Raw genomic sequence first — 25,703 nt, 5'->3', positions numbered from 1 at the left:
TTATTGTGGATATTTACTAAAAGTTATGATTTATTTAGTTCGCGCTGATTTACTTCATTCTCCTTTTCAAATACATCGGTATTTAAAATTATGGCCATAGTGGCATAAATTAATAGAGCAGTTGGCATTTGTCCTAAAACTGCATTTCCATAAGATGCTACCATAATACCTGCCATTCCTGCTATTAGTGCAGATATTTTATATTTTAAAATTGGGTCTTTAATCTTAAACATAACGATGAGACTTGCTTTTGCCATGACATAAAAAAGGATACTCAAATGGAGTAATAATCCAACAATACCTTGTTCTACCCAAATTAAAACATACCAGCTATCTGTTGCTACGTTAGAAAGGAAAGCATTAGGTAAGTATTTTTGTGCTTTTGTACCGCCATGACCAATTCCTCCTCCAAAAGGCCTTGAGGCTAAATAGTTTTTAAGTATTTTTTGATTATCAAGTCTGACCTGTAAAGAGGCATCATTAGGGTCAAACGCGGTTCGCATTCTTCGAATTTGAGCATTTCCTTGTCCAATTGATGTGTACGCAAAGAAAATAAAAATAAGCACCAAAAATCCAATACCTGCACTAAGGACCTTTATATTTTTACTTAACACAAAATAGGTCATAAATCCTGCTATAGGGACACTTAAAGCACCTCGCGTACCTGAAATAATCATTCCGTAAATTCCTAAAAGCCCAACCAATATGAAAAATAATTTAGACATTAATTTATTTTGAGACATAGAGTAGATCAAAAATACAACGCCTGTATATCCTTGATTTGCTCCAAATTGTCCTGCATCACTGTAGAAAGAAAAGACTCTTAGTTTTCCAAATAGAATATGTGTTTTATAACTTCCTTCATTTAACCATTCTTGCTCTGCAAAGTCTACACCCAAAGTCATTTGCATAATCCCCTTTAATGTGGCTAGTAGTGAAAAAAAGCCCCAGACATATAAAAACAGTTCTAATTTTTTGTTAGTATCAATAAACAGTAGTGTTAGTGGAACAAAAAGTAGTGGATAAAAGCCTATGCCACGTCCTGAAATCCAGGCCTGTATACTTCGAGCCTCTGGATTAATGATTTCAAAAAGGGAATAGCCAAACCATATAATACACAAGAATGTAATGTCTTTTTTTGCCGGAGTCCAATTTATTTTTTCCTTAAACTTATTCATGAATAAGGCTATATAGGTCAAAATGAGTATCCCATCTATTCCGAAACCTAAAGGCAATCCTTTTATATATCTTCCGATGCCAAGTAATAGAAAATTTAAAGCGATTGCGGTATAAAAACCAATTATTGGGTAACAGAATAAATAATATAAAAATACGGATCCAAACATTAGCGCTAATACTATTCCAATACCTATTATTCCTAATTTAACCACAAGGAGAGCGAAAATGGAAAGTACAGCAAAAAGCAATAATAAATATCCAGGTTTGGATATATTCATTGAGCCTGAATAATTTTCAAAGGGATTGATGTTATTATGTTCACTCATTACCTAATGTTATTTTCAATTTTCACAAAGCTTTCATAACGATTATGGGTTGCCTTATTAAAAAGCGAGATATAAAATAGTAAACCTTTGCTAAAGATCTCTCTAAATGATAACGATAGCTCCTTGTCTAAAAAGTACATTCCCATCCAAACACCGATAATGGTAAAAAAGATAGAGCCTATTGCAACGAGAATTAGGGATTTAAATATTAAAATAGCTATTAAATCTCCAATCACATTAGCTAGTAGCATAACAAATACTTTAATGGCATTAATCTTAGGTTTATTAATGCTATCTAAGCCAACGCCCGTCATCCTATCAATAGGAAGTAATAACCCATAGACGGAAAATACTCGAACAATAGCAACGACATTAAATCCAGTAATAGGATCTGTTACTAAATATTTATGTCCACTTATTGCAATAACAAAGAATTCTGCAAATACAAATGTGACTAAACTTATACCCACAAATAGATACGTTAAGGCACCTGAATACGTATAAAACAAACTTTTTACTTCATCAATTTGATCTTGTAGACTAGCCTTAGACATCTTAGGAAATGCTGTTGCGACAAAGCTCCTCAAAGGAATTTGCTGTAATTCTGTCAGCTTTAATGGAATACTGTAAAGAGCAACGGCCGCACTTCCTAATGGACTTAAACTAATAATTAAAGTATCCACACTTCGTAATAGATTAGTCCCTATCAATGTAAACGTGGTGTATTTACCAAAATGCAATAGAATTTTATTAGTTTCCACACTAGCTTTCTTAATGTGAAGAATTCCATCCCAACCTAAAATGAGACTAATAATTGATGTAGCCCCATTAACGATAATCAATGCTATAACCAATTGATTTAGGTTTAAAGTGACTACTAGAAAGTGCAGTAAGATTACTAAAAAAAAGAAACCACTATTAATTGCTTTAAGAACTAAAATTTGGATATACTTTCTATCGGCCTGTAGTACCACCAAAGCACTATTCCAAGGAAGGTTTAAAAATGCTAGTAGGGGATACCATGTGAAAAACATATTATATCCGGAATTTTTAATTGCCTCAGGGAATACTAATTTACAAGCAATCAGGATCACTGCAACTATAATTGTAGCCCCTAAACTTATTAATGCGTTAGAACCGATCAGTTTTATTCGATAAAAACCATCAGCTCCAGAAAGATACCTTATCAAACCAGTATTAGTAATGCCAAACCTAAACATTTCAATAAATGATCCTGCCGCAATAAACAGCACCCATTCACCAAACACCTCTAATGCTAGACTTCTGGCAAGCAGAGCAAAGCCTCCAATTCCTAAAATTGCAATCACAACATTTCCAGTTAATGAGAGGAAGTTATCCTCGCGCACTATTTTTTTAAGTATTTTCATCTGCACTCATTTAAATCTGGTTTTTAGAGAAAAATTGGAACTTAAACATAGCTTTTATTTTCTTTCTAAACTTGCTTCTCTTTTTTGGAAGATCTCCTAATACAGATTCAGTTTCATTTATACTTACGCCATTCACTAAAAATTTAATTTTTGCGGCAGAGGTTACTAATAAATTACTTATCGCTGATTGATCTGCATCAGTCCATATTCTATTAGAACGGCAAACCAGAATACCTAAATCTGCATGAATCATTAAATCTGCCGGATAATTATTATATATTAACGCTGGTAGCTCGATAATTACAAAATCTGGATTGTAATTTAGAGAAATATTATTTTGTTCAAGTATGTCCAAATAACTTTTTGCTTCATAAAATAAATGGTCAATTTTATACGAATAGTACTCTGTTTTGTCTAAGTAAGTAGCAACGTCAGCTAGAAAAGGATTGTCAAGGTCTATTCTAGGATCTTGGTAACCCAAAAGTTTATTAATGATGGGAAATTTCCTTTGCTGTACAATAGGCTCCTGCTTGCTATCATAATTTAGCATCAGTACCTTTTTACCTTCTTGCTTCAACGTTTTGGCAATATTTCCAGCTAAAACGGTTTTACCTTCCATTTTTTGTGTACTAAATACAACTATGGTTTTTACTGGTCTTTCAGAAGGATTTGATCCAAAATATTGTAATATATTTTGAGTAATTATCTCTATTAGTCTTTGCTGAATGAAGGGTAAATTGATACTGCCAGCGTCTAAGATCATCTTAGGCATCATCCCTAACGATGGTAGTCCTAATTTTTTGCTTGCTCTACTAGAGTTTTTTAAAGTATCATCAAAATACTCCATCACTAAAATAATTGCTAAGGTTAAAATACCACCTACAAAAGCTGCTGCAATAATTAGTATTGCTCTTTTTGTTGGGTTGGGCGATAAGGGATAAAACGGGGGGTCAATCGCTTTTAAGTTGGAAGACATTTCATTGTCTTGCAATTTTAGTTTTGCTAAGTTTAGTCCATGAAGTAATTCTAAGTATCCCTGTTCTGAAACTGAAATTTCACGTTCTATTCTTTTTATATTGGCACCAGCTGGTGCATAAGTAGCATATTGCTCTCCAAATTTTTTGTTTTGTTGATCCATAACATTGATCTTGGCCTTAAGGTTCTCAGCCTCGACTACACTATTTATCCAGTCTGGAAGTACCTTACTTATAGGGACGCCATCAGTTGAATTTTGATAGCGGTAAATGTCATCAACAGCTTTTTTAATATCATTTGTTAAAGATTCTCTTTGCTTTTTTAATTCATTTAGCTTTGACAGAAGATTTTCATTTTTATTAGGTTCTAAATTAGCTTCATTAAATGCTATCTGATAGTTAATATCCCCGAGTAACTTCTTTTTTTCAAGAACTTTGTTGTTCTCATTTTGTATGTATTCTTGTATATTTAGCTTTTCCGCAAGTCTTTTAGTGGACGCCTCTGTTCCTGCCAGTTGTGCTTTTTTATTATTATAATCAACCTCCATGTCCTCTTTTACGACTGCGACAGCTTTACTTTGTTCGTAGTAGTTGATGATATTATAAGACTTATTGAACTCAAGAAGTTTGTCCTCAGCCATTTTTAAATTATTATTGGCTAAACCTAATTGTTCTTCAAAATATTTAACAACGGCGTCAGATCTATTTTCTTTTATGTTTTTGTAATTTTTGATGCACACTTCATTGTAAATAGCGAGTGTTTGTTGACAAATACCAGGATCATTAACGGTGTAACTCATTTTTATTAAGTCGCTACTATTAATACGTGAAGCTTGTATACTTGATAATGCTTTTAATGAATAATGCTTGTCATCATCATAATTTAGTAACTCATAGATATAGTTATCGTTACTGCTTCGCATTAAGGTCAATAAGCGCTGTACCGTTTTTTCATAGTTGTATCTGTTTATTCCAGGAGGAAGTGAATTGCTATAACCCAGACTATCGGTGTTTTGTATTTTGTTGTTTGAACCTTTTTCAACGTACTTATAAATTTCTTTAGGAATTTTTAATTGGAGTTCGTCAAATAATTTTTTTGAAATGTACTTCGGGTCAGCTTTAGATAACATCAGATGCGTAGTAAGCAGTCTCACAGCCACTTCTTCTTGAGTTTCTCTGGAGTTAATGATGTTGATTAAATTATCAAAAGCAATATTAGTTGCAAAATAATTGAATGTTTTATCCATTTCAACAGAAGAGCCAGTTGCTAGTCCGGTGTACAATACTGTTTGTGATGAATATTCAAAACTTGGTTTACTAGTAAGAACTAAAACCAATAGGGCAAGGAAAAGAGGCACTATAATTAATAGCGCTAAATGTTTTAATATTAATCTAATAAAATCAATTATTTTCATAGTTTTACTTTGAGTTTATTTGTAAAATGTAAACCCGGCCATGTCTTCTAAAAGTTTTTTCGCTGTTGTAAATTCAGATTTGGCAAATTCATAATCTACCTCCACAGTAGAGGCAATACTTGTTATTCTTACATACTCTGCAACAGGGACTATGCCATTGCGAAATTCCTTTTCGACCATTTGCATATTCACTTTACCGTCTCCTAAAGTCTTAGATTTTATTTTAAGTATTTTTTGTTTTAAGATTAAATCTTGGTACATTTTAATTACGGTTTGTCTGATTTCATCCTCTTGAAACTGCGCCATACTCTTCGCCTCATCAAGCTCTAATCTGGCTAGGCCTACTTGGTGCTTTCGATTTAAAAAATCAAAAATGGGGATTTTAGCATAAAGGCCTACACTATAATTAAACTGCGATGAGGTTGTTAAAACAGAGGTGTTACCTTGGGCATCGGCATTTGTTGAAAAATTATTCAGATTCCCGTATTTCGTATCAGCTTGAACGCCAAAATTTCTAGTCCAATAAATACGCTCTGATGCTAAAGTTGATTCTTTGACCCCAATATGCTGCTTTCTAAACTTTAGCATAGCATTACGATTTAGAACAGAGTCAATAACAATCTGGAGAGAAGGCAGAGAAATTTCGTCTTTATTTTCAAAATCAGTCGATTGTGCCTGCGCAACATCAAACGAAAATACCGTTACCGTTAAAATTAAGATTATTTTTAATGTGTTTTTCATGTTATTTTTTAGGAGTAAACCATGTTTTTTAAACTGATTCTTTTTGAAGTAATGCTGGAATGGTTCTTAAAATGAGTTTAATATCATACCAAAACGAATAATTATCTCCTTTAAAATGATCAGCATATTCATTATCTAGGCGGATTCTTTCTTCTTCAGACATTTTCCCGCCTTTTCCTCTTAACTCGACCTGCCATAAGCCTGTAATTCCAGGAGGAGCTAAAAATCTTTTTGATATATCATCTGCAGTTATTAACTCTGCTTCATATACGGGTAGTGGCCTGTTACCCACAATAGACATATCTCCTTTTAATACATTGATTAACTGAGGTAATTCATCTATACTAGTATTTCTAATAAATTTACCCACTTTTGTAACGCGAGGATCATCAATAATTTTAACAAAAGTTGAATTGTTTTTTGCTGCTTCTTGCTTTTGAACATTAAACCAATAATCACAGATGGCATGAGTATCAATATACATCAAAGGGGAACATGATTCACCTTCGGGCAACGCACTACATTTTGGGCAAGGTGTTTCTAATGGATTATCTGTTGAAATTGTTGTTTCTTTTTTATATTGATTTTTTTCTTGAGCTAATTTTTTTAAAAGTTCGTCTGAGCCAGTGCGCATTGATCTTAGCTTATAAAAGTCAAATGTTTTACGTCCTACCCTTTTTGATATGTAATACACTTTTCCTTTTGATTCTAACCTTATTGCAAGTACAATAAGTAGCAGGAAGGGTGATGCAAATAAAAGTACAGAAGACGCAACAAAAATATCAAAAATACGTTTTGATCGTGGCATTCTGTAAACTTCTTCAGTTGTTTTTTGTGATATTTGAATTTTTGAAGGTTTTTTATTGGTACAAAGAAATTCTATCCGGCTTAAGATATCTTGTGGTGGAGTTACTGAAGTTATATAAAAATCATCAATTTGTTTTTTAAATGCTAACTTATAAATATCAACATTAAATTCCTTGGATAAAAGGATAAAAGGGATGCTATCAAATTCTTTATTTTCTCTAATCCAATCAAAAAGAAATATACCATTATTTCCGGGTAAGTTATAATCACAAACAATCGCATTAGGATGTTCGTGAGTGCTTAGGTAATTAGTGACTTTAACACTATTCTCTAAAGTAATTATCGACCATTTATTTTTTTGCTCCATGACATCAAAATATTCAGGAACGTTTCCAATGTATAAAATATTAAGATTTTTGTTCATGTTCATAAGGTCTTTAAATTAGGTTTTAATTTTAGTTGATAAATCCTTTACCACTCAATGGCATAGTGAATTGGGAATAGATTTTTTTTAACTAATTCTTCTAATTCTTCTGGATTAAAAGGCTTGGTAAGATAATCTTGCGCACCTAGTTTATAACATTTTATTCGTTCTTTACTTTCTGATTTCCCTGAGAGCATGATGCAAGGAGTATGCTTTGTAAATCCACGTTGGCGAAGGTTTGTTAAAAATTCGTAGCCATCCATCGTTTCCATTTGAATATCGCTAATTATTAAATCAGGGATATTATTATCAAGCCATAGAAGAGCATCTAACCCGTTATTAAGTGAAACTACCTCATAATTCTTGGAAAGGAAGTTCTCTAGCAAAAGACAGATACTTACTTCATCATCTAAAACTAATATTTTTTTCTTCATAATTTTTACTTTTAAGTATTTTAAAAATTATTATTATTTATTTTCTTTAACTCAAATAATTGATTTAAAGAAATCTATCGTTTTTATTAAACCTTCATCAAGATTTACCTTTGGTGACCAGTCTAATTCTTTTTTAGCTAGAGAAATATCTGGTTGCCTTTGCATAGGATCATCTGACGGTAATGGTTGATAAATAATCCTTGATTTGGAACCGGTTAGTTCTATTACTTTTTGAGCTAACTCAAGAATTGTAAATTCATTTGGGTTTCCAACATTTACAGGCCCTGTAAAACTATCTTTTGAATTCATTAGCCTTATCATACCCTCAACTAAGTCGTCAACATATTGAAAGCTTCGTGTTTGATTTCCTTGTCCGTAAACAGTTATATCTTGATTTTGTAAAGCTTGAACAATAAAATTCGAAACTACACGCCCATCGTTTGGATGCATTTTAGGTCCGTATGTATTGAATATTCTAATGATTTTAATTTTTACATTGTTTTGCTTGTGATAGTTTATGAACAAGGTTTCTGCTGAACGTTTTCCTTCATCATAACAGGCTCTTTCTCCTATTGGATTAACATGACCCCAATAGGATTCTGGTTGCGGATGAACAAGTGGATCTCCATAAACTTCGCTAGTAGATGCTTGTAATATTTTTGCATTTACGCGTTTCGCAAGTCCCAACATATTAATAGCTCCCATCACAGAAGTTTTCATTGTTTTAATGGCGTTATACTGATAATGTATGGGAGAAGCAGGACATGCTAAATTGTAAATTTCATCAGTTTCTATAAAGAAAGGTGCAGTGACATCATGACGGATTAATTCAAAATAAGGATTATCTAATAAGTGTACTACGTTTTGTTTTTGTCCAGTAAAAAAATTATCTAAACAATAAACTTCGTTCCCCTCATTTAATAAACGCTCACATAAATGAGAACCAACAAAACCAGCACCACCGGTTACAAGTATTTTTTTTCGTGACATAATTTAGGATTTTACACTATTTTTTGATGTGTCAATACCAATACAGAAATAATCAAAGCCATTTTCTTTCATTTCTTCTCTATCATAAATATTACGTCCATCAAAAATTGCTGGTGTATTAAGTAATTTGCGTACAATTTTAAAATTAGGAATCTTAAATTCTGGCCATTCTGTAAGTATGGCTAGACAATCTGCATCAATTAAGGTTTCATACTGATCTTCATAATATAGAATAGTATCTCCAAAGTGATGCTTAGCTTCATTAATAGCAATTGGGTCATACGCTTTTACTATAGCGCCAGCTTCTAAAAGATTTTTCACTACATCTAATGAAGGGGCTTCACGCATATCATCTGTTTGTGGTTTAAAGGAAAGTCCCCATAATGCGATGGTTTTGCCTTTAATAGCTCCTTTAAAGTAATTCGTGATTTTATTGAAGAGTATCAGTTTTTGGTCTTTGTTAACCGCTTCAACAGCTTTAAGCACACGCAATTCATAATTGAATTCACTTGCTGTTTTTATTAATGCCTGAACATCTTTTGGGAAACAAGAACCTCCATACCCAATGCCTGCATATAAAAATTTATGCCCTATACGAGAATCTGACCCAATACCTTTTCTTACTTTATTTATATCGGCTCCAACAATTTCGCAAAGATTTGCTATATCGTTAATAAAACTAATTTTTGTAGCTAGCATTGAATTTGCGGCATATTTAGTCATTTCGGCCGAAATAATATCCATAAAAATTACGGGGTGACCATTAAGGGTAAATGGTTTATATAAACTTTTCATTAAGTCTTCTGCTCTTTCGCTTTCTATTCCAACTACAATTCTATCCGGTTTTAAAAAGTCGTCAATAGCAGCACCTTCTTTTAAAAACTCGGGATTTGATGCTACATCAAATTCTATATCAATATTCCTTTTATCTAGTTCTTCTTGTAATGCCTGTTTTACTTTTATAGAAGTACCTACGGGAACCGTACTTTTTGTAACCACTAGTAAGTAATCATTCATATGCTTTCCACAATCTCTAGCAACAGCAAGAACGTATTTTAAGTCTGCACTGCCATCTTCATCTGGTGGTGTTCCGACAGAAATAAATAAAACTTCAGAATCTTTTAAGGCCTCTGCAATGTTAGTTGTAAAACTTAATCGCCCCTTTTTCATATTTCGGGTAATCATATCTTCTAAGCCTGGTTCATAAATAGGTATAATACCCTTATTAAGGTTATCTATCTTATTACGGTCTATATCAACACACGTAACATCAATACCAACTTCCGAAAAACATGCGCCAGTTACAAGCCCAACGTATCCACTTCCAACAATTACAATTTTCATACTATTTAGATTTTTATAGGTTATTTAACTTCTAAAATCGGAACTTAATCAGGATTAAATTTCGATCTAAAAAATCAAATATTTGGTTTTATAAGATCAACAGAACATAAAAAAATATTTTATTTCGTAATCAAATATAATACAAAAACAATGCAAACATCGATGAAGTGCAAAAAAAATCGATAAGGCGTATTTTTACTTATGATTAATACTTTTTTTAGCGTTTATCATTAAAAAAGATAGTAAAAAACATAAATAATACCTGCTATGAAATTAACAGGTTAATATGAATAATCAACACTACAATTATACTAAAAGCTTCACAAACAAAATTTATATCGCGGGGTATTAAAATAATTTTGAGAGTACTATTAAATATTTAAATGAAAGCAAAAACAGTAAAATTTGCCACGTTACTAGCTACAAAAATAAGATTGACTTCATTGTGGTTTAACTGTTTTACGGCTTGAAAAGCATTTGAAAATTCAGCGAAATTATTCAATATCAAATGAATTTATTTTCTAGTTCAAAGCATTCTAGATAATGATCTAATAGGAAAAAGCGCAATGTAATTAGACTATAGTGAATAAACAATCGGCATAGGCACTCTATTCACTCACATAGTTATATTATTATCGCTTTGTCGTGGTTTTATCATCATTAATTATGCAATCCATTTTAAAATTAATTTTTTAGAGCTCATTTAAAAAACGAGTCATCGTATTTAATATCTCGTTGAAATTTTCATGAAGCGTATTATTTCCTTCAATTAAGTTTAATTCATGCTTACATGCTAACTCATAACTTTTTTCAAGTCCTAAAATACTAATTTTATGTTTGAGTTTATGCACATTATTGGCAGCTAAGTCGAAATTAGTTATTGCAATGTTATTTAAATAAGTATCTCTTTCGGCAGGGAACTCCGTTTTTATAACTTTAAGTATCTTATCTTCAAAAACTTTATCTCCCGCTGAAAAGCTGTTGAGGTAAGAAAAATTCGGTTCTTCCATAATTAATTTATTAAGTAAAACATTGTTTCTATATTTAATTTAGATTTCAGCCAAATTTCATTACTATAAAACTAGACATTTTTTTAGAATAGAAAGTCAAAAATTACTAAAAGAAATATTACTTTGAAGCTTTGCAAAAGTTTTAATTATTTATTCAAAAGTACTAAAGCTGTGCCTATTACATTGTCTTTTATAACACTCCTATTCTTTGACTAAATCTTTAAGTCCTAATTTAGTAGAACTTCTACAAACTTATTTCAAGGATTGCCTTTAAGCAACGGAATTTCGACGAGTTTCTATTTAAGTATAGATGAGTGTCTTATTGCTTTGGCTTAATGGTCTATTGAAAATTTAACTAAGTCTATGCCTGTACTGGCAGCATTTTTTCAACTAACTTTTTCAAAAGTTTAAGATAGATATTGTGGTATGACTGTTTCATGTTGCCTAAAAGTGGAGACAAATTTTGGTGAATCCAAGAGATCAAAAATTTATGGAAAAACAGCACGTTGTGATTGTTTTAAATTTACTTTTATATAATTAAATAATTCTCTACGCGATTATCACGGTCTTTTTCTTCAGTTTGAAGGTAATGTTTTTTTACGTCGTGAATAAAAGATCAGTCAAAAACGGATTTTTTATTTAAGTCGCAAATACCTGTAAAGGTTTCGTCAAGTGTATGAAAACTTTCTATTTCCTAAGGTTTGTACTTAGCTCTAAGTGAAAGTCTAAAAAACATCATTTTCCAGTAAAACAGGACGTAAATAGATGTTTTTCAGTTCCGTTTTGCTGATGGTCTTCGCCAAAGTTAGTTTGGTATAAGTGCCGTTTTAAATACCTTCTTTAGTTTTTTCCAAAAATTGAATGAATACTGATTGAAAGAACAGGAGGTTATTTATAGATATGGAATGAATCTCGAATAGATTTTGTAAAATTAGGTTTTGTACCACTAAATAGTAGAAAAGTTTGTTTTCTGTATACAAAACAGCAGATTCACGAATCATATGATCTGTGAATCTGCTGTTAAAAACTATTTTGTTGTAATGCAATGTTTATTTATTCCCCTGTAAACACGGCTTTTCTTTTTTCTAAGAAAGCAGTTGTTCCTTCTTTAAAATCCTCTGTTCCAAAACATTTCCCGAAAGATTTTATTTCGGTTTCAAAACCATTTTCACCGTCTTTATAATTAGCATTAATAGACTTGATGGCTTTGCTGATTGCTAAGGGAGAGTTCTTCATGATTCTTTGTGCTATTCCATTACAGAATTCTAAAAGTTCTGCTTGCGGTACCACATGGTTTACTAAACCAGTTCTGTAGGCATCATCAGCCGTTACCATTCCGGCAGTCATAATCATTTCCATGGCGCGTCCTTTACCTATTAATTGTGGTAAACGTTGCGTTCCACCATAACCGGGAATAACTCCCAGCGATACTTCTGGTAAGCCCATTCTGGCATTGTCTGAGGCGATTCTAAAGTGACAGGCCATAGCTAATTCTAATCCGCCGCCAAGTGCAAATCCGTTAACGGCTGCAATAACTGGGATTTTTAGATTTTCCACAAAATTGAATAAGATGTCTTGGCCTTGAGCAGCTAATTGAACACCTTCTTCAACTGAAAAATCGGCAAATTCAGCAATGTCAGCTCCTGCGACGAATGCTTTTTCTCCGCTTCCAGTTAAAATAACCACTCGAGTTTCGTAATTTTTTTCTAACTCCTCAAATGCGTGATGCAGTTCTTGAATTGTTACTGTATTTAGGGCATTTAGTTTTGTAGGACGGTTTATAGTTATTGTTGCAATGCTGTTTTCTTTTGCAACTAGAATGTTGTTGTAGCTCATTTTAGTAATTTAAGAGTTAATTATAGGAAGTGACACCGTAAACCGTGTTCCTTTTCCATATTCTGTATCAAAGGTAATTGTTCCTTTATAATTTTCAATGATGTTTTTTATAATACCTAGGCCTAATCCCATTCCGCTGTTTTTAGTGGTGAATTTAGGTTCGAAAATACGACTAATATCTTCAGGCTTAATCCCAATTCCATTGTCTTCAACAATGATTAATACACTGTTGAGCTCTTTTTTTACGGCTACAAAAACCCTTTTGTTTTCCTGTAGTTCGGGTATCGATTGGATGGCATTTTTGACCAAATTAGTGAGAATTCGAATCAATTGCGTTCGGTCTATTTTAGAAATAATTTCAGGGAATTCACTTTCAAATACAATGTGTTCTTCATTAAAAATGTCTAATGCTAGTTCGACTACTTCTACTACATTCAGCGTTTCGTTTTGTTGAGCAGGCATAGAAGCAAAATTAGAAAAAGCAGATGCAACGGCGTTCATGGTGTCAATTTGCTGAATTAAGGTCTCCGAGTAATCTTTCATTTTTTGTATGATGTCAGGATCTTCTGGATTGAATTTTCTTTCGAAGCTTTGTACCGTTAAACGCATTGGCGTCAGTGGATTTTTGATCTCATGCGCTACCTGTTTCGCCATTTCGCGCCAAGCTTCTTCTCTTTCGCTTTGCGCTAATTTGACGGCGCTTATCTCGAGTTCTTCCACCATTCGATTATAAGATTTAATCAATAGGTTGATTTCTTTACTGCTTGCTTCTAATACTATTTTTTTATTCTTTTGGCTCAAACTAGTTTCGTTTATACGGTCTGAAATTGTTTTCAAGGATTTTGTGATGTACGTCGAAAGAAAATAAGCCAGTCCAAAGGCCACAATTAACATAAAGGTATAGACTTGTCCTAAACGGATTAAAAAACTGTTCAGCTCCTTTTCATAAAAGCCATCATCCTCTAGATAAGGTAAGTTCAAAACACCCAAGGGCTTGAATTTATCGTCTTTTATTTGGGTAAAAGAAGACCTGTTTTTAACACCATTAACGGTTTTAATATCTACGTATCGTTTTTCAATCGAAGAACGAACCAGTTTTAATATGTATTTTGGGATGGGCGGAGAAACCTTATCAACGGAAAAAGATTCTTTGGATGATTTTAAAAGCTTGCCTTCAAGACTATAAATATTTATTTCAATATTATGAATGTGCGCCAGTTCGTGAATCTTATCCTTGAAAATCAGATCGAGGTTTTCAGTAGTTAAAGGATAGGTTGTTGTCGAAAGAACGTAATTAATATGTTCTCTAACCGCATTTTCTTTTCTTTCCAGTCGTTCCTGATGGTATTCTTTGGCTTCGTTTTTAAATTGGATAATCGAGATAGAAGCTAACAAAATAGAGGCTACGATTATCAGTACGATCATCGAAAGAAAAATCCGAATTCGTAGCGACAACATCGATAATTTGAAACCTTTTAGCATTGTTCTCTTTTTAGTATTTCATCTTTTTACATGTCAGTATTAGGAGAAACTGAACACTAAAAGACTCATCACTGTTCACTGTTCTTTTCTCGTATTCTCTTGTAAAATTTAAAGCCCAACATAATTGTAATTGAAAATAGAAAAATGCCACCGACTCCGTAAATCCAATTGACGGCATTTTTTAGAATCACTAAAAAAACAACTGCAAAAAGAATGATGGTGGCGCCTTCATTCCATAAACGCATAAAGTTAGTTGTGTATTTAACTTGGTTGTTTTGCAATTGCTTGAATATTTGGTGGCATTTGCCATGGTATAAATACAACACAAATACAAAGCCAAGTTTTACATGCATCCATGGCATTTGCAACCAAGACTTTCCTAAGTCAGTGAAAAACAGCATCCAAAACGCAAAAATACTAGCCAGAACCGCCGAAGGCCAGGTGATAATATACCACAATCGGTAGGTCATTATTTTGTATTGTGCTTGCAAAATTTCTTTTTCAGGAGATGGTTTGTCATTTGCTTCAATTTGGTAAACAAACAACCGAACAATATAAAACAAACCTGCAAACCAGGTAATTACAAATATGAGGTGTAAGGATTTGAGGTAGTTATAATATTCCATCAGTAGTTTTAATCAATTTTGTATTCATTTCTTTCTTTAGAAAATAGCCGGTTAGTATTGTTGACAACACATCGGCAATAGGGAAGGCAACCCACACTCCAAAAATACCGAAAAAATTCGGTAGTATCAGTACTAACGGAATTAAGAAAAATCCTTGTTTACTCAGCGTCAGCATTAATGCTTTTTTAGCTTTTCCCGCGGCTTGAAAATAGGCTGCGCCAATTAACTGGATGGCTATAATAGGAGAAGCGGCAAATACCCATCGTAAGGCATTCGGTGTTTCGGCAATAACCTTTGGGTCGGTGGTAAAAATGGTTACTATTGGCGTGGCATAATAGAGAATAACAACAAATATCAACGATGCTAATAGTGCAGCATATTTGATGGATATTTGAATGCTTTCTTTAACTCTTTCATAATTTTGGGCTCCATAATTATAACCGGCAATCGGGATAAATCCTTGTGTAATTCCAAGAATAGGGAACAGGGCAAACATCAACATTCTACTTATTATTCCGTAAACGGCAATCGAATGTTCGCCGCCATACGAGTATAAAGTATGGTTGAGAATAATGGCCAAAACACCTATTACTCCTTGTCTTGAAAAAGTAACAAAACTTAGTTCTGTAATTTCTTTTATGATGGGTAAGTGTAACTTAAAATGTCGTGCTTTTAGTTTTAATTCACTTTTATAAACAAAGAACCAAAGAACAAAAAGGAAGCACATAAAATAGGAAATGGATGTTGCTAACGCTGCTCCAAACATGCCTAATCCCATCACTTTTATAAAAATAATATCTAAAATGATATTGACAAAAGCAGGAATAATCATGGCGACCATAGCAAATTTAGCTTTGCCTTCGGCTCTGATTATGTTGTTTCCCATCATGCAAAGGGCAAGGAAAGGCACAGAAACAATAATTGGGGAAAAAAATTCAGCTGCCGGAGCTATGATTGCTCCTTTGGCACCAAAAAGCAGTAGCATTTCAGAACTGAAAAAGATACCAAGTATTACAAAAAGTGACGCCAAAATAAAGGTCATCATAATTTGATTGGCAAAAGTAGTTTTCGCTTTTTCACGGTCTTTCGCACCCAAAGCTCTAGAAAGAACAGAACCACCACCTACGCCAATAGCCATACCTAATGATGAAATCAGGAAAGTTATAGGCAAGACCACTGTTACGGCCGCAATAGCAAGCGAACCAATCCACTGTCCGACAAATATGGTATCAATAAGGATATTGACGGACATGAACAAAATCCCAATAGAAGCAGGCAAAGCCTGCTTCATCAAGAGTTTTTTTATGTCTTCGGTTCCTAGTTCTTCGGCTGAAATTGCCATTTATGCAATTGTTTTTTCAACAGCTACCCATTCCGTGATCCAATTGCTTACGGTATTGCACCAGGCATCGCTATCGTTCAAGCAAGGAATTGCCAAGAATTCTTCGCCTCCATGTGCTTTGAATTCGTGATTGGCTTCCATCGCGATTTCTTCTAATGTTTCTAAACAATCAGAGACAAAAGCTGGGGTTACCACCGCTAATTTTTTGATTCCTTTTTCAGGCATTTTATTCACTTCGACATCCGTGTAAGGCGTAAGCCATTTGTCACCCGCTAAACGCGATTGAAACGTTTGGCTGTATTTTCCTTCTGGAATACCTAATAATTTCACGACCTGTTTTGTGGTTTCATAACATTGGTGACGGTAACAAAATTCATGTGCCGGTGAAGGCGTATTGCAACAAGAGCCGTCAATTTTACAATGTGATTTAGTAATATCCGTTTTGCGAATGTGACGCTCCGGAATTCCATGGTAAGAAAACAATAGATGATCGTAGTCATACCCTTTCAAGTGTCCTTTTATAGAATCGGCAAGGTTTTGTAAATAATCTGGTTTGTTGTAAAAAGCAGGTACTATCGTAAATTTCATTTCCGGGAAATACTTTTTACGGTGTTCTTCGGCTAGTTCTAATATTGTAGTCGTAGACGCCATCGCATGTTGCGGATACAAAGGAAAAAGCAGCACCTCATTCACCCCTTGATCATGTAATTCTTGCAAGCCTGACAAAAGAGAAGGGTTTCCATAACGCATGGCAAGGGAAACGGGAACATTCACTAATTGCTTTACTTTAGCGTGCATTCTTTTTGATATAACGACAAGCGGAGAGCCTTCGTCCCACCATATTTTAGCATAGGCTGCCGCCGATTTTTTAGGTCGTGTTTGCAAAATGATTCCGCGAACTAATAACGCTCTTAATAAAAACGGAACATCAATTACGTATTTGTCCATTAAAAACTCATCCAAATATGGTTTTACATCTTTTGCAGTTGGACTTTCAGGAGAACCTAAGTTGACTAATAATACACCTTTCATAAATTATTTCTTTTTATTATTATCATTGCTTCAGCTGTATAGGTAAAACCCTTTAGTACGAAGAATGTGTAATCTTGTGGCAAAAGTAATTAAAGTTGGTTTGCTGTAAATTACGATTAACTATTTTTTATTTATTGTTTAATATATAAAACCGATGACGAATTACGTATTCGGATTAATGGACATTAAGTATTTCTTTGGCGTTGTGGCAAATTTCTTTTTGAAGGCAGCGATGAAATGACTTCCGGTGCTGTATCCTATTTTTAGTCCTACCTCATTTACATTATAAGAGCCACTGTCGAGTAACTTTCGAGCAAAATCCATTTTGTAATCAAACAGAAACCCATAAACAGTATCGCCATAAATTTGTTTGAAACCCATTTTCAGTTTCTTTAAATTCAAACCTATTTCATCGGCTAGTTCTTGTAAACCTGGTGGTTCAGCCATATTAGCAATAATAATTTCTTTGGCTTTTCTAATCTTCATTACATTGTCTTCATCTATTAAAAACGGACATTGTTCTGCATTGGGATCTTCGGTTCTATTGAAATACAAACTCAACAATTCGTAGCCTTTTCCTTTGTAATACAAGTTTTTTATCGAAGGATGCAGGCTATAATGAAATAACTGAGACAGTACAATGGCCATTGACGGACTTATATTTCCTTCGTTATAATATTTCTTGTCTTTATTATCTCCGCTCAAAAAAGTAATGTAATCAGCTTCTGTCGAAAATAAGGCATGAAATTTCTTGATCGAAATAATTACCGAAATCACCCATGAATTTGGCGCTAGTTCAAGATTCAGCGGTAACTCCTTTTGTGGATTGTATAAAAGCAATGATTTTTCTTCTTTCAGTTCCAAGGCATAATTCCCTTGATTGAATATAAATTTAGCGCTTCCTTTTAATCCAAAATGAAATTGAATCAAGCCGCTGCTGACTTCGCGTTGGGCATTAAAGGATTCTGTGCTGTCATTCTGAAAACGAATTAAGGTAAAATCATCTTCTATTTTTATAATTTCTTGAGAACTCATAGCGATATTTTTTAATTTAAAACACGACGATTACAAACCTCTTTAGTTTAGAACGACTCTAAATAAGAAACGTCTAATTACTTGATTTCAGTACAAAAATAGCTATTTTTGCATTAAAACAGGCGATTAGAAACAAAAAAACATATAGCGATACAAAAAGTACTTCTAGCGTTACTTTTATAAAGTCTTTAGTGATAATTTTGTCTCACTTTTTGGAAAAGTAATTATATGGAAAATAACAACCTATCAAAGCATCAGTATTTTTACTCCGTTGGATTAAGCTATAAAAAAGCAGATGCTGAGATTAGAGGAAAATTTAGCTTAGATGCTTTAGCTAAAACACGTTTACTGGAGCAAGCAAAAGAGGAAGGAATTGAGAGCTTAATCGTAACTTCTACTTGTAATCGAACAGAGATATACGGATTTGCAGAGCACCCTTTTCAATTAATAAAATTGATTTGTGAGAATAGTCAAGGTAGTGTTGAAGCATTTCAAAAAGTTGGTTTTGTATATAAAAATCAAGAAGCCATAAACCATATGTTTCGTGTAGGAACAGGTTTAGACAGCCAGATTCTTGGAGATTTTGAAATTATTTCCCAAATAAAAACTAGTTTTAGCCAGTCGAAATCCTTAGGTCTTGCCAGTAATTTCATGGAAAGATTAGTGAATGCGGTTATTCAAGCGAGTAAAAAAATAAAAACAGATACAGAAATTAGTTCCGGAGCCACTTCGGTATCTTTTGCTTCCGTTCAATATATAATGAAGAACGTAGAAGACATTGGAAACAAAAACATTCTATTGTTTGGCACAGGGAAAATTGGTCGTAATACTTGTGAAAATTTGGTAAAACACACCAAAAACGAACACATCACTCTAATCAACAGAACGAAAGATAAAGCGGAAAAATTAGCGGGTAAACTAAACTTAATCGTAAAAGATTATTCAGAGTTACATCTGGAATTACAAAAAGCAGATGTTGTTGTGGTTGCTACTGGTGCCCAAAACCCTACTGTAGATAAAGCAATTTTGAATCTAAAAAAGCCTTTGCTGATTTTAGATTTATCCATACCTAAAAATGTAAATGAAGATGTTCAGGAATTAGATGGCGTTACATTAATTCATATGGATTATTTGTCTCAACTAACTGATGAAACTTTAGAAAACAGAAAAAAACACATTCCTGCCGCTGAAGCTATTATCGAAGAAATAAAAGAAGAGTTCAATGTTTGGACAAAAGGCCGAAAATTTGCGCCTACCATTCATGCTTTGAAAGAAAAATTGAATGCTATCAAAACTTCCGAATTAAATTTCCAGAGTAAAAAAATAGCTGATTTCAACGAAGAACAAGCAGAGATTATCAGCGCAAGAATTATTCAAAAAATCACTACCCAATTTGCAAATCATTTAAAAGATGATGATACCATGGTAGATGAAAGTATTGAATGGATTGAAAAAGTTTTTAAAATAGGTCTTGCAGCGAAATAAATTTATATAAAACGTAATGAATCTTAATTTCTTAATGGTTTTTAATTTTAAAGAAACCTTTTTGAAATCAAAATATAAAAATGGCTGAAAAAACAATACGAATTGGTACCAGAGATAGTGAACTCGCACTTTGGCAAGCACACACAGTAGAAAAAAAGTTAAACGATTTAGGATATAAAACAGAAATTATAACGGTTAAATCTACTGGAGATATCATTCTGGACAAACCACTTTACGAATTAGGAATCACAGGGATTTTTACTAAAACACTTGATGTGGCTATGATAAATGGCGATGTGGATATAGCAGTGCATTCCATGAAAGATGTTCCTACGGCTTTGCCAAAAGGGATTGTTCAAGCAGCAGTTTTAGAAAGAGCGAATGCCTTAGATATTTTAGTACATAAAGGCAATCTTGATTTTCTTAACGAATCAGGTACAATTGCTACAGGAAGTTTGCGTCGTCAAGCGCAATGGCTGAATAAATATCCAACACATAAAGTAGTTGACCTTCGCGGAAATGTAAATTTGCGTATGAAAAAGTTGAACGAAGGAGGCTGGAGCGGAGCTATTTTTGCAGCTGCTGGTTTAGAAAGAATCAACTTAAAGCCGGAGAACTTCATTAATTTAGACTGGATGATTCCTGCTCCCGCTCAAGGAGCTATGCTTGTTGTTGCCATGCAGGAAGATGCATTTACATTAGATGCTTTATCGCAGCTAAATGATATTGAAACCGAAATCGTAACCTATATAGAACGTCAGTTTCTAAAAACATTAGAAGGGGGTTGTACGGCACCTATTGGAGCTTTGGCACGTTATAACGAACAAGAAGATACTATTCATTTTCAGGGAGTTTTATTTTCGCTTGACGGAAAAGAAAAAATTGAAGTAGAAAAAATTGTTCCTATCGAAGACTGGAAAAAATTAGGCTTCTTTTCTGCCCAAGAAGTTTTAAATAATGGCGGAACAAAATTGATGACGGAAATTAAAAATAATCTAAAGAAATAATGAGTCAAACAAGCATTTTATCAACCAAAACATTGTCTGCAGAACAAAGGCAAGTATTTATCGATGCTGATTTTGATCTTTTAGAACAAGATTTTATCGAAATTAAAAACAACCTTTTTCAATTAGATAAATTCAACGATAATTTGATTTTCAGTAGTCAAAATGCTGTTGTGAGTTTAATGGAACAAAGCGGTTGGGAAGTTCTTAAGACTAAAATGGTCTTTTGTGTAGGTATTAAAACCAAAGAATTATTAGAAGCTAATGGTTTTACGGTGAGTGTTTATATGGATTATGCCTCTGAATTAGCGGAGATCATTACATTAATTTATAGCAAAGAGAGTTATACTTTTTTAAGCGGAAATTTACGTAAGGAAACCTTGCCAGCAGCCTTAAAAAGTGAAGGGATTACTTTTAATGAAATAGAAGTATATCAAACTACATTAGCGCCTTTCAAAATATCTGAACAAGAGAATTTTGACGGAATCATGTTCTTTAGTCCATCTGCAGTGGAGAGTTATTTGACAAACAACAAAATCAAAAAGGAAATCTGCTTTTGCGTAGGGAATACTACTGCAAAATCATTAGAATTAAACAAAGTTAAAAACATTGTAATTGCCGAAATCCCAACAATCGAAGACGTAATTATTGAAGTGATTCAATATTATAATCCGGAAGAAAGTATCGAGCCTACAGCTGAAAATTAAAAAATCCAATACCCTCGCTGCGGCGGGGAATAAAAAAGATAGAATTATGTTAAAGAATGACTTATTTTTAAGAGCATTAAAAGGAGAAACAGTTCAACGTCCACCCGTTTGGATGATGCGTCAAGCGGGAAGATATTTGCCGGAATTTATCGCTTTGCGTGATAAATATGATTTTTTTACTCGTTGTCAAACACCTGAATTAGCAGCCGAAATTACGGTGCAACCTATTCGTAGAATCGCTCCAGATGCAGCAATTTTATTCTCGGATATCTTGGTGATTCCACAAGCAATGGGAATTGAAGTTGAAATGAAACCTAATTTTGGCCCATATTTACCAAACCCTATTCGCACGATTCAAGATGTTGAGAACGTTATTGTTCCTGATGTGCATGAAACTTTAGGATACGTTTTTGACGCTATTAAATTGACTAAAGAAATGTTGAATGATGAGGTGCCATTAATTGGTTTCGCAGGTTCGCCATGGACAATTATGTGTTATGCAGTAGAAGGACAAGGATCTAAAAGTTTTGATAAAGCCAAAGGATTTTGTTTCTCACACCCAGAAGCGGCGCACGTTCTATTGCAAAAAATTACGGATACGACTATTTTATACCTAAAAGAAAAAGTAAGATCTGGAGTAGATGCTGTTCAAATTTTTGATTCTTGGGGTGGAATGTTATCTCCTGTAGATTATCAAGAATTCTCTTGGAAATACATTAATCAGATCGTTGAAGCTTTGGCCGATGACGCTCCAGTAATTGTTTTTGGAAAAGGATGTTGGTTTGCCCTTGGCGAAATGGGAAAAAGTCGTGCTTCTGCATTAGGAATAGACTGGACTTGTTCTCCTAGAAATGCAAGGTATTTGTCTGGCGGAAACATTACTTTACAAGGTAATTTTGATCCATCTAGATTGTTATCTCCAATTCCGGTGATCAAGAAAATGGTACACGAAATGATTGACGAATTCGGTAAGGACAAATATATCGTGAACTTAGGTCATGGTATTTTACCAAATATTCCTGTTGATCATGCGAAAGCATTTATCGATGCAGTGAAAGAATACAACCAATAATAGCAGATGCTGAATAAAGGATTAAGAGACGAAAAGAAAGTAAAGATTGACACTATGTTAAGTACTTTACTTTCTTTGGTTTTTGTTCCAAAATTTTGGAATATAGAAGACACAAGTCTTATTGATAATCAGTTGACTGATTTCGACTTAACAACTACTATTCTTAATCAAATTGAAGAAAAAGATTTGATTTCATTGTTAGATAAATACGAAATGGATTGGGCCCAAAAGGAGCAATTCGCTAATTTTTTGGTAGCTTTTTCCAAAGAGAACCTATTTGATTTGACCGAAAAAGCAATTGCCATTTATGAGCATATTCAATCCGGAAGCAAAACATTTTCGTTTGAAATTTTTAATAAAATAGCTTCTGCAAAAGCAAATTTATAATGAAAGAACAATTTTACAATTACATACAAAACCTTCAAGATCAAATCGTCGCAGGATTAGAAGCTGTTGATGGTCAAGCCAAATTCCGTGAAGATGTTTGGGAACGTCCAGAAGGTGGAGGAGGAAGAACTCGAGTGATTGAAAACGGAAAAGTTTTTGAAAAAGGAGGTGTAAATATCTCAGCTGTTCACGGTAAATTACCAGAAGCGATGCAAAAAATGTTTGGCGTAGGCGAAGCGGATTTTTTTGCATGCGGATTGAGTTTGGTTTTGCACCCAAAGAGTCCTATGGTGCCTACGGTTCATGCCAACTGGCGCTATTTCGAAATGTACGACGATAACGGAAAGGTGATTCAACAATGGTTTGGTGGCGGACAAGATTTGACGCCTTATTATTTGTTTGAAGAAGATGCCACTCATTTTCATCAAACCTGTAAAACAGCTTGTGATAAACACAATCCAGAGTTTTATCCAAAATATAAAAAACAATGTGACGCTTATTTCTGGAATGCCCACCGTCATGAAGCACGCGGAATAGGCGGATTATTTTTCGATTATTGCAAAGCTACAGATGAGATGAGCATGGAAAACTGGTTTAACTTTGTTTCTGAAGTGGGGAATAGTTTCCTCGAAGCTTATGTTCCAATCGTTGAAAAAAGAAAAAGTTTACTCTATACTCTAGAACAAAAAACGTGGCAGGAAATCCGCCGCGGTCGTTATGTTGAGTTTAATTTGGTTCATGATAAAGGGACTTTATTTGGACTTAAAACTAACGGAAGAATCGAAAGCATCCTAATGTCTTTGCCACCACATGTGCAATGGGTGTATGATCATCATCCAGAAGCAGGAAGCGAAGAAGAAAAATTAGTCAAAGTATTAGAAAATCCAATAAATTGGATTGTCGATTGATGATTAACGATTTTTGATTTCAGATTTTCTGACTTCAACAATTTGTTTTAAATCATAAATCAACAATCGTAATCCGAGAGCTTTGTTCGAATTGGCGAAGCAATCTTAAATCATAAATTATATGTTCCCATTACACAGAGGTAGAAGATTAAGAACCAACGAATCAATTCGTTCGTTAGTACGAGAAACCACTTTAAGTCCGTCCGATTTTATGTTTCCCATGTTTATTGCAGAGGGAGAAAATGTAAAAGTGGAAATCCCTTCGATGCCGGGAATCTTCCGACGTTCGATTGATTTAACGGTAGAAGAAATCAAAGAACTTTACGCTTTAGGCATTCGTGCGGTAAATATCTATGTAAAAGTAAGTGAAAATCTTAAAGATAATACAGGAAAAGAAGCTTGGAACAAGGACGGATTGATGCAAGAAGCGATTCGTGCGATTAAAACGGTTTGTCCCGAAATGATTGTTATGCCAGATGTCGCCTTAGACCCGTATTCTATTTATGGTCACGACGGTATTATAGAAAATGGAGATGTAGCAAACGACCCTACAAATGAAGCCTTAGTAAAAATGGCCGTTTCACACGCTGCCGCTGGAGCCGATTTTGTTGCCCCATCTGATATGATGGACGGACGTGTTTTGAGATTGCGCCAAGGACTTGACGCTGCAGGATTCCATAATGTGGGAATTATGAGTTATTCTGCTAAATACGCTTCGGCGTTTTACGGACCATTTCGTGATGCATTAGATAGTGCGCCAGTTGATAATAACGAAATCCCAAAAGATAAAAAAACCTATCAAATGGATTATGCTAATCGTATTGAAGCCGTCAAAGAAGCCCTTTGGGATGTTGAAGAAGGTGCAGATATGGTAATGGTAAAACCAGGAATTGCATACCTAGATATTGTACGTGAAGTAAAAAATGCGGTAAATGTTCCGGTAACGGTATTTCATGTTTCTGGTGAATATGCAATGATTAAGGCTGCTGCCGAAAGAGGTTGGTTAGATCATGACAAAACCATGATGGAGCAACTTATGTGTATCAAACGTGCTGGGGCAAGTTTAATTTCTACTTATTTTGCTAAAGAAGCAGCAATACTTTTAAACAAATAAAACTGACAATTATCATTTGATAAAAATTTTAAGTTAATTAACTTTGAGTTCAAATACTTCAAATCATGAAAAAAATAGTAATTATTGCGATCGCATTAGTAGCATTCTCTTGTAAAGGAAAGGAAGAAGAATCTTTTGGTAAAGAAGAACCAGCGGCGTCTACAGAAGCCTCTTCTGAAGGAATGCCTGCTGTGGCTCAAACGCCAGAAAAATTAGGAGAAACCATTTTTAACGGAAAAGGAACTTGTGCAACCTGTCATAAGGTAGATACGAAATTGATTGGGCCTAGTGTACAAGAGATTGCAGCGGTTTATAAAGCCAAAGGGGGTAACATTGTGGCCTTCTTAAGAGACGATGCGAAACCGTTAGTTGACCCAACTCAATATGAAATAATGAAAGCAAATTTCGCAATTACAAAAGCATTGTCTACCGAAGAATTACAAGGATTAGAAGCTTATATTAATTCTAATTTAAAGTAAGGAGCTATTTCCTGCTGTACACTATATCTTTATGTTTTTAAAGAAAAAATATAAAGGATGCCGTTTCCATCAGGGCTAGAAAACTGCACATACAATAAAATTTATTTTAATCGACCTACAGGATTTTTTCTCGTAGGTCGTTTTGTTTTAAGCTAATAGTAA

The 25,703-nt window shown here is 33.9% G+C and carries 23 protein-coding genes; 8 read left to right on the top strand and 15 right to left on the bottom strand.

Features of this window, described 5'->3' with window-relative positions; genetic code table 11:
- Nucleotides 1-23 precede the first annotated feature (23 nt).
- From AC4PRO_RS06420 to AC4PRO_RS06350, 15 genes are all read right to left on the bottom strand, one after another.
- Nucleotides 24-1,505 (bottom strand): O-antigen ligase family protein, encoded by a 1,482-nt coding sequence (locus tag AC4PRO_RS06420; RefSeq protein WP_492116750.1) that lies wholly within the window; start codon nt 1,503-1,505, stop codon nt 24-26.
- On the bottom strand, nt 1,505-2,893 hold the full coding sequence (locus tag AC4PRO_RS06415) for a lipopolysaccharide biosynthesis protein (protein WP_492116749.1): 1,389 nt from the start codon (nt 2,891-2,893) through the stop codon (nt 1,505-1,507). The genes AC4PRO_RS06420 and AC4PRO_RS06415 overlap by 1 nt, the downstream gene beginning before the upstream one ends.
- Before the next feature lie 10 nt (nt 2,894-2,903).
- Entirely contained in the window at nt 2,904-5,282 is a 2,379-nt protein-coding gene (locus AC4PRO_RS06410; protein WP_492116748.1) for an exopolysaccharide transport family protein, read from the bottom strand.
- A 15-nt stretch (nt 5,283-5,297) separates the two neighbouring features.
- A complete protein-coding gene (locus AC4PRO_RS06405) occupies nt 5,298-6,023 on the bottom strand; it encodes a TolC family protein (RefSeq protein ID WP_492116747.1) in 726 nt (241 codons plus the stop codon).
- Nucleotides 6,024-6,051: 28 nt separating this feature from the next.
- A complete protein-coding gene (locus AC4PRO_RS06400) occupies nt 6,052-7,260 on the bottom strand; it encodes a sugar transferase (RefSeq protein WP_492116746.1) in 1,209 nt (402 codons plus the stop codon).
- Between the two features lie 41 nt (nt 7,261-7,301).
- The gene (locus AC4PRO_RS06395) at nt 7,302-7,688 is read right to left on the bottom strand and encodes a response regulator (RefSeq protein WP_492116745.1); all 387 of its coding nucleotides are present in this window, start codon (nt 7,686-7,688) and stop codon (nt 7,302-7,304) included.
- 51 nt (nt 7,689-7,739) lie between these two features.
- Nucleotides 7,740-8,678, bottom strand: a complete 939-nt coding sequence (locus AC4PRO_RS06390) for a UDP-glucuronic acid decarboxylase family protein (RefSeq protein WP_492116744.1) — start codon at nt 8,676-8,678, stop codon at nt 7,740-7,742.
- 3 nt (nt 8,679-8,681) lie between these two features.
- Nucleotides 8,682-10,022, bottom strand: a complete 1,341-nt coding sequence (locus AC4PRO_RS06385) for a UDP-glucose dehydrogenase family protein (RefSeq protein WP_492116743.1) — start codon at nt 10,020-10,022, stop codon at nt 8,682-8,684.
- A 692-nt stretch (nt 10,023-10,714) separates the two neighbouring features.
- A complete protein-coding gene (locus AC4PRO_RS06380) occupies nt 10,715-11,032 on the bottom strand; it encodes an Hpt domain-containing protein (protein ID WP_492116742.1) in 318 nt (105 codons plus the stop codon).
- 1,053 nt (nt 11,033-12,085) lie between these two features.
- Nucleotides 12,086-12,868, bottom strand: coding sequence for an enoyl-CoA hydratase/isomerase family protein (locus AC4PRO_RS06375; RefSeq protein WP_074720202.1), 783 nt, complete (start codon nt 12,866-12,868; stop codon nt 12,086-12,088).
- 9 nt (nt 12,869-12,877) lie between these two features.
- Nucleotides 12,878-14,293, bottom strand: a complete 1,416-nt coding sequence (locus AC4PRO_RS06370; RefSeq protein ID WP_083380321.1) for an ATP-binding protein — start codon at nt 14,291-14,293, stop codon at nt 12,878-12,880.
- 125 nt (nt 14,294-14,418) lie between these two features.
- On the bottom strand, nt 14,419-14,976 hold the full coding sequence (locus tag AC4PRO_RS06365) for a CopD family protein (protein ID WP_492116741.1): 558 nt from the start codon (nt 14,974-14,976) through the stop codon (nt 14,419-14,421).
- Nucleotides 14,963-16,318 (bottom strand): MATE family efflux transporter, encoded by a 1,356-nt coding sequence (locus AC4PRO_RS06360; protein ID WP_492116740.1) that lies wholly within the window; start codon nt 16,316-16,318, stop codon nt 14,963-14,965. The genes AC4PRO_RS06365 and AC4PRO_RS06360 overlap by 14 nt, the downstream gene beginning before the upstream one ends.
- On the bottom strand, nt 16,319-17,350 hold the full coding sequence (gene hemH / locus AC4PRO_RS06355) for a ferrochelatase (RefSeq protein ID WP_492116739.1): 1,032 nt from the start codon (nt 17,348-17,350) through the stop codon (nt 16,319-16,321). It lies immediately after the preceding gene.
- Between the two features lie 162 nt (nt 17,351-17,512).
- Nucleotides 17,513-18,385 (bottom strand): helix-turn-helix domain-containing protein, encoded by an 873-nt coding sequence (locus AC4PRO_RS06350; protein ID WP_074720193.1) that lies wholly within the window; start codon nt 18,383-18,385, stop codon nt 17,513-17,515.
- Nucleotides 18,386-18,613: 228 nt separating this feature from the next.
- Here AC4PRO_RS06350 and hemA point away from each other — a divergent pair, with 228 nt between their 5' ends.
- From hemA to AC4PRO_RS06310, 8 genes are all read left to right on the top strand, one after another.
- The gene (gene hemA / locus AC4PRO_RS06345; protein WP_074720191.1) at nt 18,614-19,870 is read left to right on the top strand and encodes a glutamyl-tRNA reductase; all 1,257 of its coding nucleotides are present in this window, start codon (nt 18,614-18,616) and stop codon (nt 19,868-19,870) included.
- Nucleotides 19,871-19,950: 80 nt separating this feature from the next.
- Nucleotides 19,951-20,877, top strand: coding sequence for a hydroxymethylbilane synthase (gene hemC, locus AC4PRO_RS06340; protein ID WP_492116738.1), 927 nt, complete (start codon nt 19,951-19,953; stop codon nt 20,875-20,877).
- Nucleotides 20,877-21,581 (top strand): uroporphyrinogen-III synthase, encoded by a 705-nt coding sequence (locus tag AC4PRO_RS06335; RefSeq protein WP_074720187.1) that lies wholly within the window; start codon nt 20,877-20,879, stop codon nt 21,579-21,581. Before hemC ends, AC4PRO_RS06335 begins: the two co-directional genes overlap by 1 nt.
- 46 nt (nt 21,582-21,627) lie before the next feature.
- The gene (hemE, locus tag AC4PRO_RS06330; protein ID WP_492116737.1) at nt 21,628-22,653 is read left to right on the top strand and encodes a uroporphyrinogen decarboxylase; all 1,026 of its coding nucleotides are present in this window, start codon (nt 21,628-21,630) and stop codon (nt 22,651-22,653) included.
- 6 nt (nt 22,654-22,659) lie between these two features.
- Entirely contained in the window at nt 22,660-23,040 is a 381-nt protein-coding gene (locus AC4PRO_RS06325; RefSeq protein ID WP_492116736.1) for a hypothetical protein, read from the top strand.
- Nucleotides 23,040-23,948, top strand: coding sequence for an oxygen-dependent coproporphyrinogen oxidase (hemF, locus tag AC4PRO_RS06320; RefSeq protein ID WP_492116735.1), 909 nt, complete (start codon nt 23,040-23,042; stop codon nt 23,946-23,948). Before AC4PRO_RS06325 ends, hemF begins: the two co-directional genes overlap by 1 nt.
- A 121-nt stretch (nt 23,949-24,069) precedes the next feature.
- The gene (gene hemB, locus AC4PRO_RS06315) at nt 24,070-25,062 is read left to right on the top strand and encodes a porphobilinogen synthase (RefSeq protein ID WP_492116734.1); all 993 of its coding nucleotides are present in this window, start codon (nt 24,070-24,072) and stop codon (nt 25,060-25,062) included.
- A 65-nt stretch (nt 25,063-25,127) separates the two neighbouring features.
- Complete coding sequence (locus tag AC4PRO_RS06310) at nt 25,128-25,541, top strand: c-type cytochrome (RefSeq protein WP_074720177.1); 414 nt, start codon at nt 25,128-25,130, stop codon at nt 25,539-25,541.
- The last annotated feature ends 162 nt before the right edge of the window (nt 25,542-25,703 follow it).

The organism is Flavobacterium sp. DW-iso2 (assembly GCF_058725285.1).
Note: the sequence above shows the minus strand (reverse complement) of the source record. Positions and strands in the feature narration are given on the sequence as shown.